Raw genomic sequence first — 11,663 nt, 5'->3', positions numbered from 1 at the left:
TAGTCAAGAGAGGTATTCATATGTTTCCATGAAGAATGACAAAAACCTATGAAACCCGCTAGAGCCATCAGCAAAAATATCGCCAAAAACCCCGAAGTTAGCCCCGACAAGAGCCCCGAGACCATGCCCGAGACCCCGCCTGTGCCCGAAACGCTGGACGATCTGCTCAAGGCGCTGGCGGAGCTGGTGCATACCGCGCCGCCGGCGATTGGCAAGCTGGCCGCTTGGGCGCTGGAGAACCCGCAGGATATGGCGTTTCACTCGGTGCGCACGCTGGCTGCCAAGGCCGAGGTCAACGCGAATACTGTGTTTCGCCTCTCGGTGGCCTTGGGGTTTTCGGGGTTCGAGCCCTGCCGCGAGGCGTTTCAGGCGGCCTTCCGCAAGGATGACGCGACCTATGGGCTGCGCGCCCAACGGTTGCATGCCGGAGATGGCGCGCAACTGCCCGAACAAATCAAGGATGCCGCGCATCGCAATCTCGACGCTTTGTTCAGCACCCAACATCTGGGGCAGATCGCGCAGGCGGTTGATCTGATGCTCTCGGCGCGGACGATCTATTGCGTCGGTGTGCGCAGTTGTTTCGCGCTGGCCCATTATCTGGCCTATAGCGGGCATATGGCGCTGGAGAATTTCGCCCCGCCCTTGACCCAATCGGGCAGTATCGCCGATGCGATTATCGGTTGCGGCGCCGAGGATCTGGTGGTGGTGATCAGCTTTGCGCATTACTCGCTGGAGGTGGTGCGCGCCCATGAGATCGCCACCGCCCGCGGCGCCAGATTGATCGCGATCACCGACAGCTACACCGCGCCGATCGCCCGCGGCGCCGATGTGGTGTTTGATGTGCCGATGGAGGGGCCGCAATCCTTGCCCTCGCTGGGTGCGGCCTTTGCGCTGACCGAGGCGCTGGTCGGCGAGATGATCATCCGCAGCGACTCAGCCGCCGCAAGGATCGCCGATTACGAGCGGCAGTTGCTCGACTTCGGGGTGTATATATAGGTTTTGCGACCCTTCAGTGCGGATTGCGCCATGGTTAACCCGTGCCCGCGCATCCATGCTTGACCCGCTGTGCAGATGCGCTAAGGGTGACGCATTCCGGTTCCGGCGCTGTTTCAATGCCGGACGCAAGAAGGGAATTTCGGTGCGCGCCCCTCGGGCCAACTCCGAAGCTGCCCCCGCAACTGTAAGCGGTGAGCGCGGTTGGACATGCCACTGGGGCTTTGGCTCTGGGAAGGCCCATCCGCGCGTTGACCCGTAAGTCAGGAGACCTGCCGGAGTGATCACCCTGTTTGGGCGCGGAGGGCGTCCGGGCAACGGCATCTGCCGTCGCGGTGACTATCAACCGCGGCGGGAATTCTCCCCCGCTTATTGCCATTTCTGACACGGATGCGTGTCGATACAGCTTTCGGGGTAGCCATGCGCTATTATCTCTCCACCGTTTCCGCCCTCACCCTGACCCTTTTTGCCGCCAGCGCGCAGGCCGATGAGGTGGTGATCCTTGACGACGAGACCGTCGATCTGGGCGAGGTGTTTTTCTTGGGCGGTCTGACGCCGGTCGAGGCCGAGAACCTTGGCCGTGCGGTCAGCGTGGTCACTGCCGACGAGATCGAGGCGCGCGGGCTGAGCACCGTGCGCGAGGTGCTGCGCGCGCTGCCCGGCGTGTCGCTCAATGGCGCCAATCCGGGGATGACGCAGGTGCGCATGCGCGGCGGCGAGGGCAACCATACGCTGGTCTTGATCGACGGGGTGCGCGCGGCAGGCGGCGACGGTGAATATTATTTCAGCGGGCTGGAAGCCTCGAATATCGAGCGCGTCGAAGTGCTGCGCGGCCCGCAATCGGTGGTCTTTGGCTCGAATGCCTCTTCGGGGGTGATCAATATCGTGACCCGTCGCGGCGAGCTTGGCCGGACGATGGATTTCAGCGTCGAGACCGGCTCGGCCCATAGCGCCACCGCGTTTTTCGCCCAGCGTGGCGAGCGGGGCGGGCTGTCGCTGTCGCTGTCGCATCTGGACGACGAGGGGTATGATCTCTCGGGCTCGGGCGGCGAACGCGACGGCATCCGCCGCCGCAGCGCAGTGATCTCGGGCGATTTCGCGCTGACCGAGGATCTCACGCTTGATTTCACCCTGCGCCGCGCGCGCGAGCACTATGAGTATGACAGCGAGAGCTGGACCCCGACCGGCGTCGATGATTACGTCATGGATGATGCCACGCTGTCCACGGATCGTGACGAATTGACCGGATCGCTGGGGCTCAATTACCAGATGCTGGATGGCCGGCTGACCCACCGTCTGGCCTATGAAGCGACGCGCACCGGCCTGAGCGATCCCGGTGGCTCGCAGATCGACACCACCGCCGATGTCTGGCGTTACCGGCTGAGCTTTGGCCTTGACGGAGCGCCGGTCGAGAGCGCGGCGCATTTGCTCAACCTGATGGTCGAAAACCAGCAGGACAGCAGCAGCATGGATCCGTCATTCTCGCGGCAGAACACCTCTTATGCGCTGGAATACCGAGGCAATCTGGGCGGGTTTTCGGTGCAGGCGGGCGCGCGCCATGACGTCAACACCATGTTCCCCAATGCCACCACTTGGACCCTCGCCATGGCCTATACATTCGCCGATAGCGGTGTGCGCCTGCATACCTCGGCAGGCACCGGCGTGGTGAACCCGACTTATGGCGAGTTGTATGGCGATATCTGGGGCACCATCGGCAACCCGAACCTGCGTCCCGAGCAGAACCAGAGCTTTGATATCGGCGTCGAAATCCCCGTGTTTCAGGGCCGTGGCTATGTCGATATCACCCTGTTCAACGAGCGTTTGACCGATGAGATCAAATGGGTGCCTCTTGGTGGCGGGACCAGCACCAATAACAACCAGCCCGGCGTCAGCACGCGGCGCGGGCTCGAGCTGTCGGGCCGTGTCGATATCAGTGACGCGCTGTCGATGCGGATGAGCTATACCTATCTCGATGCGCATGAACCAAGTGGCAGTATCGAAATCCGCCGCCCTCGGCATGAGGCCGCTTTGGGGCTGACCTATGGTTTCATGCAGCACCGCGCCAGCGTCAGCGTCGATCTGCGCCATGTCTCGGGCAATTTCGACACACAGTTCTGGGGCGCCTATCAGACGCTGGAACTGCCCGCCTATACCACCGTCGATATCTCGGGGCGTTATGACCTGACCGACCGTGTGCAACTGGTCGGGCGGGTGACCAATCTGTTTGATGTGGCGACGTCGGAAAGCTGGGGCTATGCCGGACGCGGGCGGGCGGCCTATGTCGGCCTTCGTGCGCGGTTCTGATCGCCTGAAATCTCTGCTGCTGGCCCTGTTCACCGGGCTGGCAGCGCCCGCTGTGGCGCAAGACAGCCCGCCTGCGCGGGTGGTGTCGATGAACCTCTGCACTGATCAACTGGCGCTGATGGTGGCCGCACCCGGGCAGCTGGTCTCGGTCAGCTATCTGGCGGTCGAGCAAGCCGTGCCGCCCTTGGCCGAGGCTGCCCGTGCGCTGCATGGCAATCGCGGGCTGGCCGAGGAAATCTACCGGTTGCGCCCCGATCTGATCCTCACCGGCCCCTATACCGCGATGACCACCGTGGCGATGCTCGAGCGGCTGGGCCTGCAGGTCGAGCGCTTTCCGCTGCTGCCCAGTTTTGACGCGATTGTGGAGGATCTGCGGCGGATGGGCAGGCTTTTGCACCGCGAAGAGCGCGCCGCCGAGCTGATCGCGCAGTTCACCCGCGACCGCGAGACGCTGGCGGCGCGGATTGCCGGACAGCCGCAGTTGCGCGCGGCGGTCTATTCGGCGCAGGGCTGGACGGCGGGGGCGCAGACGCTGGAGGGCGAGATCTTGGCCGCCGCCGGATTGGTGAATATCGCCGGTGAGTTGGGGTTGGGCTGGGGCGGGTTTCTGCCGCTCGAGGCGCTCTTGTTGGCCGATCCCGACCGGCTGATCTTGGGCCGCGCCGATGGTGGCGGGGGTGGACGCGAGGGGCATTCGCAGGCCCGCGCGCTCTTGGCGCATCCGGCGCTGCGCGGCAGCCGCGCGTTTCGCGCCGGAGCAGCGAGCAATGACAGCGGCTGGATCTGCGGCACGCCCTATGTGTTAGAGGCTGCGGCCCGCTTGATTGAGGAGCTGGGGCGATGAATGAGACCACGAGCCAGACCATCCGCCAGCGTGGCGCGCGCGGCCTCAGGTTAACCTTGATTGCGCTGTCGCTCCTCGTCGCGGTGCTCTTTGTGACCTCGCTGCTGATCGGCCCGATCTCGATGCCGGTGGGCGAGAGCCTGCGCGCGTTATTCCAAGGCGGCGAGGATCCCTTGGTCTTGGTGATGCGCGAATTGCGCCTGCCGCGGGCGGTGCTGGCGGCGCTGATCGGTGCCGGATTGGGCCTCTCGGGCGCGGCGATGCAGGGCTATCTGCGCAACCCTCTGGCCGAGCCCGGGCTCTTGGGCGTCTCCGGCGCGGCGGCGGTCGGCGCGGTCTTGTCGCTGCAATCGGGGATCGCGGCAACGGCGGCCTTGGCGCTGCCTTTCGCCGGTCTCGGCGGCGCGCTGGTGGCGGTGTTCCTGCTGGCGCTTTTGGCCGGTCCTCGGGGGGGCTCGTTAACCTTGATCCTTGCCGGTATCGGGGTTTCGGCGCTGGCCGGCGCGATGGTGGCGCTGACCCTCAACCTCTCGCCCGATCCTTTCGCCGCCAATGAGATCGTGTTCTGGATGCTGGGCTCCTTGACTGACCGCTCATGGGATCATGTGCTGCTGGCGCTGCCCTTCATCGTGTTGGGATCGGCGATGCTGCTCAGCCAAGGCCGCGCCTTCTCGGCGCTGACGCTGGGCGAGGATGTGGCGGCGACGCTGGGGGTGAACCTGACGCGGTTGCGCTGGACGGTGCTACTGGGCGTCGCGGCAATTGTCGGCGCCTCGACCGCGGTGGCCGGAGCGATCGGTTTTGTCGGGCTGGTGGTGCCGCATATCCTGCGCCGCAGCGTCGGCGCGCGACCGGCGCATTTGCTGCCGGTCTCGGCGCTGGGCGGCGCGGCGCTGCTCTTGGCGGCGGATATCGCGGTGCGGGTGATCCTGCCGGGGCGCGACCTGAAGCTGGGCGTATTGCTGGCGATCCTCGGCGCGCCCTTCTTCCTGCATTTGATCCTGCGCACCAGACTGGCGCAGCAGCGATGACGGGGGCGGGGATGGACCAAGAGTTGTTAACCATTGACGCGCTGACCGTGCGCGAAGGGTCGCGGGATTTGGTCGCTGAGGCCTCTTTTAGCCTCGCGCGGGGAGAGTGCGTGGGGCTTATCGGGCCGAATGGCGCGGGAAAGACCACATTGATGCGCGCCGCACTAGGGTTGCAGCGGGCGCAGGGTCTGTCGTCGTTAACCTTGCTGCCGCCCGAAGAGCGCGCCCGACAGGTGGCATTCCTGCCGCAAAACCGCGATGTCGCATGGCCGGTCAGCGTGCGCGATCTGGTCTCGCTGGGCTTGCTGCCGGCGCGCGGGATCGGGCTGCATGTGCCGCAAACCGTGGCCGAAAGGGTCGAGGCGATCCTCGCGGAGATGGAGCTAACCGCGCTGGCTGACCGCGCCGCCACCTCGCTGTCGGGCGGCGAATTGGCACGGGTGATGATGGCGCGGCTACTGGTGCAGGACACGCCTTTGGTGATCGCCGATGAACCCGCTGCCAGCCTTGATCCCGCCCAGCAAATCGCCCTGATGGACCGGCTGCGCAGCGTCGCGGATGCGGGGCGCGGGGTACTGGTGTCGCTGCATGATCTGGGGCTGGCGGCGCGCTATTGCACGCGGCTGCTGGCGATGAAAGCGGGGCGGATTGTCGCCGACGGGGCGCCCATGGATGTCTTGACGCCCGAGGTTCTGGCGGATGTATTCCAGATACGCGCGCAGATGATTGACACCAGCGACGGGCTGATTTTGCACCCTGTCGCGCTGACCGGGAGGGGCGGATGACCGCACGCTATGACGTAATCGAGGCGCTATTTGCGCGCGGTGGCCCGATCCTGATGCTGCTGGCGGGGCTGTCGGTGTTAACCATGGCGGTGATCCTGTGGAAGGCGCTGGCGCTGGCTGCCTCGGGGGCGTTTTCGCGCCGCCCGGTGGCGCGCGCGGCGGCGGCCTATGCGCAGGGCGACCGCGCCGCCGCGATTGCCGTGGCGCAGGGCGCGGCGGTGGGCAAAACCGTGCTGCGCGCCGCCATTGATCTGCGCGAACGCCTGCCACAAGGCAAAGCCCGCGAGGAGGTCGAGCGGATCGCCCGCGAGGCGCTTGACGCACAGCGCGGCGGCCTGCGGTTGCTGGAATTGATCGGCACGCTGGCGCCCCTTCTGGGGCTATTGGGCACGGTTCTGGGGATGATCGCCGCCTTTCAGGGCCTTGAGGACGCGGGCAGCCGCGCTGATCCGGCGCTTTTGGCGGGCGGCATTTGGGAGGCTTTGTTAACCACGGCGGCAGGCATGGGCGTGGCAATTCCGGCGCTCGCCGCGCATAGCTGGTTTGAAAGCGTGCTCGACCGGCTGACCGCCAGCATCGAGAGCGCGGCAACCCGCGTGTTCACCGCGCCATGATCCGCCTGTCGCGCCCGCGGCCTGCCAGACGCCCCGGATTGGTGGCGATGATCGACGTGATCTTCCTGTTGATCGTGTTCTTCATGGTGGCCGCGCGGCTCGACCAGCAAGAGGCGCTGCCGCTGTCGATCGCAGGCGCGGGCGCGGGCGGCGCATGGGAGGGGCCGCCGCGTTTGGTCGAGATCGGCGCGCAGGCAATATGGTTAAACGGGGTGTCGATTTCGCTGGCCGAGCTGCCGGAAGCGCTGGCTGCGCTGATGACCGATGAGGGCGCGCCGGTGATCGCCCTGCCGCGCGCCGAGGCCACGGTCGCGGACCTCGCGCAGGTGATTGGCGCGCTGCGCGGCGAGGGGATCGCGCGGGTGATCCTGGCACCGGGGGGCGGGCCGTGAACCTCAGACGCCGCCCGATCAAAACCCCATCCGAGCCGATGTTGCCGATGATCAACGTCGCGGTTTTGCTGCTGGTGCTCTTGGCCGCCGGTGCGCGGTTGGAGCCGCCCGATCCACTGCCGATCCGTTTGCCCGACGCGCAGGGAGAGGCCAGCGAAGGCGGCGCGGCGCGGTTGTTTTTGGGCGTCGACGGGGCGCTGGCATATGGTGATTTGCGCGGGGCCGACGCGCTGGGCGCGGCAGCGGAAGCAGCGGGATCGGGCGTTTTGCGGCTGCATGCGGATCAGGATGTGACGGGCGAAACGCTGGTCACGACCTTGCAAAATCTGGGCGCCTCGGGGCTGGAAAGCGTTGAGCTGATGGTGGTGCGGCCATGAGCGAAGCGCTGCGATTTACCCTCTGTTTGGCGGCGGCGGGAGCCGTGCATTTGGCAATGCTTCCGAGTGGTGAGCGGGGTGCGGCAGGGTCGGCGGGGGCAGGGGGCGATGCGATGGTATCGCTCTTGGCCTCGGGGGGGGCGCTTGGTGAATTGATCGAGGATTGGCAGCGCGCACCTGCGGTTAACGCGCCGGAATCCCCTGCGGAACCTGTTGAAATAACGGATGTTTTGCCACCTGTCCCGCGGCCAAACCAGCCGGTCGCGCTGGCCGTGCCGCGCGTTCCCACTGCGTCCGTGGGCCAGCCCGAGACGGCCTTCGTGGCGCCAGTCTCTCCCGAAAACCTCGTGGTTAACACCACGCCGCCGACCGCCGCGCACCGCGCGCCATCCCTGCCTGACGCGCTCGCCCCTTCCGCGCCCGCGCCTGTCGCGCCGCCGCCGCTTGCGCTCGCTATGCCGATGCCGACCCCTGCAACCGAAACCGCAGAGACTCGCTTCACCGCGCCGCCGCCACCCCCTGCGCCAGAGCCGCCAGCGGAACCCGCCGCCGCGCCGCGCCCCTTTGTGCCCGCACCGCCCGAACGGCCCGCGGATTTGATGCGCGACGTGAGGCCTGCCGCTGCACCTACCGCCGCAGTTGCAAGCCCGCCGCCTGCCGCCGCGCCAGCGACCGCCGCCCGCCGCGCGCAGGGCAGTGGCGGGGGCGAGAGCGCGGGCGTGCAGGGGCAATCCGCCGACCCCGGCGGCGCCGCACGGCAGGCGGATGCGCTGGCCACTTGGGGCGCCCGTATCCGCGCGCAGATCGAGCGTCATCGGGGCCGCACCGCCGGGCGTGGCCGTGTCACCCTGCGGCTGCGCATCCAGCCGAATGGCGCGCTGGTCTCGGCCAGCGTGGTGCAGGGGTCGGGCAATGCGCGGCTGGATACCGCCGCGCTTGCCGCCGCCCAAAGCGCCCGCTTCCCCGCCGCCGATCCGGTGCTGGGGACTGCCGCGCGGACCTTTCAGATCAGTCTCAGGTTCGGAAGTTAACAGGGCCTTACCGCGCATCCGCGCAGGCCCGCCGTGGCCGCCTCTCGTCGCGGGGATTGCAAGAGGCGCTTGTTTCGGCCGATAACGCGGTAACGTGACGCTGGCGCTGGAAAGGTTAACGCCCTTTCGGCGCTCAGGTTAAGCATAATTGCAAGGATTGTGATCAAGATGAACCCGCTTTTTGACACTTTGGTGGCCCCGCTTGCCGCGCGTGACAGCGTCTTCTTGACCGATGCCAATGGGGTGGAGGTCTCGGGGGCGGGGTTTTACCAATTAACCATGTCACTGGCGGGGGCACTGCAAGGGTTGGGGTTGAAACCCGGCGACCGGATGGCGGTGCAACTGGCGAAATCCCCCGAGGCCTTGGCGCTCTACGGCGCCGCGCTGGCCACCGGCGTGGTGTTCTTGCCGCTCAACACCGCCTATACCGCCGAGGAAGTCGCCTATTTCGTCGCGGATTCCGGGGCGGCGCTCTTGATCGGTGATCCCGAAAAAGCCGAGGCATTAGAAGGTATTGCCAGCGCAAACGGCGCGCGGTTCGAGACGTTGGATGCGCAGGGAGAGGGCAGTTTGCGCGATTTAGCGCGCGCCAGCGAAGGGGGCAAAGCGGTGCCGCGCGGGGCGCAGGATCTGGCGGCGATCCTCTATACCTCGGGCACCACCGGGCGCTCGAAAGGGGCGATGTTGAGCCATGACAACCTGCTGTCGAACGCCGAGACTTTGGTTAAGGAATGGCGGTTCGAGGCCTCGGATGTGCTGCTGCATGCGCTGCCGATCTTTCATACCCACGGGCTGTTTGTTGCCTGCAATGTGGTGATGCGTGCGGGCGGATCGATGATTTTCCTGCCCGCTTTCAACGCCGCTGAGGTGGTGAAATGGTTGCCCAAAGCGACCACGATGATGGGGGTGCCGACCTTCTACACGCGGCTCTTGGATACACCCGCGTTTACCAAGAAATTGGTCGAACATATGCGGCTATTCACCTCGGGCTCGGCGCCGTTGTTAACCGAGACCCATCAGCAATTCGAGGCGCGCAGCGGGCATAGAATTCTCGAGCGTTACGGGATGACCGAGACCAATATGACCACCTCGAACCCCTATGAGGGCGCGCGCAAAGCGGGCACCGTTGGTCCCGCGCTGCCGGGAGTTGAGGTGAAAATCACCGATCCCGAGAGTGGCGCGGAGCTGCCTACGGGTGAGGCCGGAATGATCGAAGTGCGCGGCGCGAATGTGTTTCAAGGCTATTGGCGCATGCCCGAGAAAACGCGCGAAGAGCTGCGCGCGGACGGGTTTTTCATCACCGGCGATATCGGGGTGATCGACGGCGACGGCTATGTCAGCATTGTCGGACGGCAGAAGGATCTGATCATCACCGGCGGCTATAATGTCTATCCCAAAGAGATCGAATTGCTGTTGGATGAACAGGCGGGCGTGCTGGAAAGCGCGGTGATCGGGGTGCCGCATCGCGATTTCGGCGAGGCGGTGGTGGCAGTGCTGGTCGCGCGCGTGGGGGAGCAGATCGACACGGCTGCAATCGCGGCTGATCTGGGCTTGCATCTGGCGAAGTTCAAACAGCCCAAACATATCGAAGTGATCGCGGAACTGCCGCGTAACACCATGGGCAAGGTGCAGAAAAACCTGCTGCGCGCGCAGTTCAAAGACTTATTCGCCTGAGCGACTGCGCCGCGCCGCTGCGGGATTGGTGATTGCGGATTGACAGGGGAGGGGGCGTGAATTTATTGTTTGTATGCAAACATAAATGAGGGCCGGATGACCTATATTGTCACTGACAGTTGCATTAACTGTAAATACACCGATTGCGTCGAGGTTTGTCCGGTAGATTGCTTCTACGAGGGCGAGAATTTCCTCGTGATCCACCCTGATGAATGTATCGATTGCGGGGTCTGCGAGCCGGAATGTCCGGTCGAGGCAATCCTGCCCGACACCGAGGCGGAGATGGAAAACTGGGTCGCGCTGAACGGCAAATACGCCGAACTCTGGCCCAATATCGCCGAGCGGAAAGATCCGATGCCAGACGCCGATGCTTGGGCCGAAAAGACCGGTAAACTGCCGCATCTATCCGAAGCGCCCGCCGCCTGAGGCGCGTCGTTCCGGGATAGATGAAATTTTCCCCTATGTTTTCGAGTTATCAGTTGACGGAGTGAGATTAGGTCTCAATACTTAGCGCACAAAGTATAGGTGAGGGAGATGGGGAGACATCATGACGACACTCGTACGCAACGCATGGTATGTGGCCGCTTGGTCGACCGAAATCGATCAGGAACTGCGCCGTTTCGTGCTGCTGGGCGATCCGGTGCTGCTGTTTCGGCGCAGTGACGGGCGGGTGGCGGCGCTGGAGGATGTTTGCCCGCACCGGCAGTTGCCGCTGAGCCATGGCAAGCGGATCGGGGACACGGTGCAATGCGGCTATCATGGGTTAACCTTTGATACCGAAGGAAAATGCGTGCGGGTGCCGGGGCAGGACCGGATTCCGCTCTCGGCGATGGTTGATGCCTATCCGATCGAGGAGCGCCACGGCATTGTCTGGATCTGGATGGGTGATCCCCAGCGCGCCGATCCTGACGAGATTTTCGACCTGCCGCAGTTTCATGATGCAGGCTGGCACGCGCATCACGGCGGTGCTTTGCATCTGAAATCGAACTATCTGAATGTTGCTGAAAACCTTGTGGATCCGGCGCATGTGAGCTTTGTTCATGAGACCACTTTGGGCAATGCGGCGTCGGAAAACGTGCCGGTGCATGTCTCGACCGAAGGGGCGGAGATTGTTGCCTGGCGCTGGATCCGGGATGCCGAGCCGATTGGATTTTTCAAGGCATTTGGCGGGTTTAGCGGCAATGTTGACCGTTGGCACTATTACCATCTACGGCTGCCTTGCACCGCTTATATCGACTTTGGTTCGGCGGATACCGCCGATGAAATTGCCGAGGATGACCGCGACAGTGGCACCCGTGTGTTTGCCCTGCATTTCATCACGCCGGTGAGCGAGAATTACACCATCGACCGCTGGATGCATCTGCGCAACAAGGCGGTGGGAACCGAGGAGGCCTCGGCGAAAATGGACGCGATGTTCGAGACCGCGTTCAGCGAGGATAAGGCGATCCTTGAGGCGGTGCATCAAGAGGAGCAGCGTCCGCGCAAACGGCGCCCGATCCGGCTGGCGATTGATAAAGGTCCGATGGTTTATCGTAAACGCATCGCCGAATTGCTGGAGCGCGAGCGCACCGAGGATGCCTCGGGGCCGGGCAACGGGTCTTACGTGTTTCACGACTAG

12 protein-coding genes and 1 riboswitch are annotated in these 11,663 nt (G+C 64.7%); all 12 genes read left to right on the top strand.

Going from position 1 to position 11,663, the window contains the following annotated elements:
* Nucleotides 1–48: 48 nt before the first annotated feature.
* The 12 genes from DDE20_RS00990 (at nucleotide 49) to DDE20_RS00935 (ending at nucleotide 11,663) form a co-directional block, all read left to right on the top strand.
* Nucleotides 49–996 carry a MurR/RpiR family transcriptional regulator gene (locus tag DDE20_RS00990; protein WP_116556580.1) on the top strand — a complete coding sequence of 316 codons (948 nt, stop codon included), beginning with the start codon at nucleotides 49–51 and terminating at the stop codon, nucleotides 994–996.
* Nucleotides 997–1,076: 80 nt separating this feature from the next.
* A riboswitch (cobalamin riboswitch) is annotated at nucleotides 1,077–1,287 on the top strand.
* Between the two features lie 126 nt (nucleotides 1,288–1,413).
* Nucleotides 1,414–3,297, top strand: coding sequence for a TonB-dependent receptor plug domain-containing protein (locus DDE20_RS00985; RefSeq protein ID WP_165814388.1), 1,884 nt, complete (start codon nucleotides 1,414–1,416; stop codon nucleotides 3,295–3,297).
* Nucleotides 3,272–4,141, top strand: a complete 870-nt coding sequence (locus DDE20_RS00980) for an ABC transporter substrate-binding protein (protein WP_240607798.1) — start codon at nucleotides 3,272–3,274, stop codon at nucleotides 4,139–4,141. The genes DDE20_RS00985 and DDE20_RS00980 overlap by 26 nt, the downstream gene beginning before the upstream one ends.
* On the top strand, nucleotides 4,138–5,172 hold the full coding sequence (locus tag DDE20_RS00975) for a FecCD family ABC transporter permease (protein ID WP_116556577.1): 1,035 nt from the start codon (nucleotides 4,138–4,140) through the stop codon (nucleotides 5,170–5,172). Before DDE20_RS00980 ends, DDE20_RS00975 begins: the two co-directional genes overlap by 4 nt.
* Nucleotides 5,173–5,183: 11 nt before the next feature.
* Nucleotides 5,184–5,957 (top strand): ABC transporter ATP-binding protein, encoded by a 774-nt coding sequence (locus tag DDE20_RS00970; protein WP_116556576.1) that lies wholly within the window; start codon nucleotides 5,184–5,186, stop codon nucleotides 5,955–5,957.
* Complete coding sequence (locus DDE20_RS00965) at nucleotides 5,954–6,571, top strand: MotA/TolQ/ExbB proton channel family protein (protein WP_116556575.1); 618 nt, start codon at nucleotides 5,954–5,956, stop codon at nucleotides 6,569–6,571. Before DDE20_RS00970 ends, DDE20_RS00965 begins: the two co-directional genes overlap by 4 nt.
* Nucleotides 6,568–6,963, top strand: coding sequence for an ExbD/TolR family protein (locus DDE20_RS00960; RefSeq protein ID WP_116556574.1), 396 nt, complete (start codon nucleotides 6,568–6,570; stop codon nucleotides 6,961–6,963). Before DDE20_RS00965 ends, DDE20_RS00960 begins: the two co-directional genes overlap by 4 nt.
* Nucleotides 6,960–7,340: a biopolymer transporter ExbD gene (locus tag DDE20_RS00955; RefSeq protein WP_116556573.1), complete on the top strand. Its 381-nt coding sequence runs from the start codon at nucleotides 6,960–6,962 to the stop codon at nucleotides 7,338–7,340. Before DDE20_RS00960 ends, DDE20_RS00955 begins: the two co-directional genes overlap by 4 nt.
* Nucleotides 7,341–7,939: 599 nt before the next feature.
* Nucleotides 7,940–8,371 carry a TonB family protein gene (locus DDE20_RS18875; protein WP_165814386.1) on the top strand — a complete coding sequence of 144 codons (432 nt, stop codon included), beginning with the start codon at nucleotides 7,940–7,942 and terminating at the stop codon, nucleotides 8,369–8,371.
* Between the two features lie 168 nt (nucleotides 8,372–8,539).
* Nucleotides 8,540–10,045, top strand: coding sequence for a malonate--CoA ligase (locus tag DDE20_RS00945; protein WP_116556571.1), 1,506 nt, complete (start codon nucleotides 8,540–8,542; stop codon nucleotides 10,043–10,045).
* Between the two features lie 96 nt (nucleotides 10,046–10,141).
* Nucleotides 10,142–10,471, top strand: coding sequence for a ferredoxin FdxA (gene fdxA, locus DDE20_RS00940; RefSeq protein WP_116556570.1), 330 nt, complete (start codon nucleotides 10,142–10,144; stop codon nucleotides 10,469–10,471).
* 121 nt (nucleotides 10,472–10,592) lie between these two features.
* The gene (locus DDE20_RS00935; protein ID WP_116556569.1) at nucleotides 10,593–11,663 is read left to right on the top strand and encodes an aromatic ring-hydroxylating dioxygenase subunit alpha; all 1,071 of its coding nucleotides are present in this window, start codon (nucleotides 10,593–10,595) and stop codon (nucleotides 11,661–11,663) included.

Origin of the sequence: Pararhodobacter oceanensis, assembly GCF_003076755.1 — a bacterium.
Classification (GTDB): Bacteria; Pseudomonadota; Alphaproteobacteria; order Rhodobacterales; family Rhodobacteraceae; genus Pararhodobacter; species Pararhodobacter oceanensis.
This window is presented reverse-complemented; position numbering and strand designations above follow the sequence as displayed.

Excerpts from the sequence above, each read along its gene's own strand:
- DDE20_RS00990 (WP_116556580.1), top strand. The coding sequence starts at position 49 with ATGAAACCCGCTAGAGCCATCAGCAAAAATATCGCCAAAAACCCCGAA.
- DDE20_RS00985 (WP_165814388.1), top strand. The coding sequence starts at position 1,414 with ATGCGCTATTATCTCTCCACCGTTTCCGCCCTCACCCTGACCCTTTTT.
- DDE20_RS00980 (WP_240607798.1), top strand. The coding sequence starts at position 3,272 with ATGTCGGCCTTCGTGCGCGGTTCTGATCGCCTGAAATCTCTGCTGCTG.
- DDE20_RS00975 (WP_116556577.1), top strand. The coding sequence starts at position 4,138 with ATGAATGAGACCACGAGCCAGACCATCCGCCAGCGTGGCGCGCGCGGC.
- DDE20_RS00970 (WP_116556576.1), top strand. The coding sequence starts at position 5,184 with ATGGACCAAGAGTTGTTAACCATTGACGCGCTGACCGTGCGCGAAGGG.
- DDE20_RS00965 (WP_116556575.1), top strand. The coding sequence starts at position 5,954 with ATGACCGCACGCTATGACGTAATCGAGGCGCTATTTGCGCGCGGTGGC.
- DDE20_RS00960 (WP_116556574.1), top strand. The coding sequence starts at position 6,568 with ATGATCCGCCTGTCGCGCCCGCGGCCTGCCAGACGCCCCGGATTGGTG.
- DDE20_RS18875 (WP_165814386.1), top strand. The coding sequence starts at position 7,940 with ATGCGCGACGTGAGGCCTGCCGCTGCACCTACCGCCGCAGTTGCAAGC.
- DDE20_RS00945 (WP_116556571.1), top strand. The coding sequence starts at position 8,540 with ATGAACCCGCTTTTTGACACTTTGGTGGCCCCGCTTGCCGCGCGTGAC.
- fdxA (WP_116556570.1), top strand. The coding sequence starts at position 10,142 with ATGACCTATATTGTCACTGACAGTTGCATTAACTGTAAATACACCGAT.
- DDE20_RS00935 (WP_116556569.1), top strand. The coding sequence starts at position 10,593 with ATGACGACACTCGTACGCAACGCATGGTATGTGGCCGCTTGGTCGACC.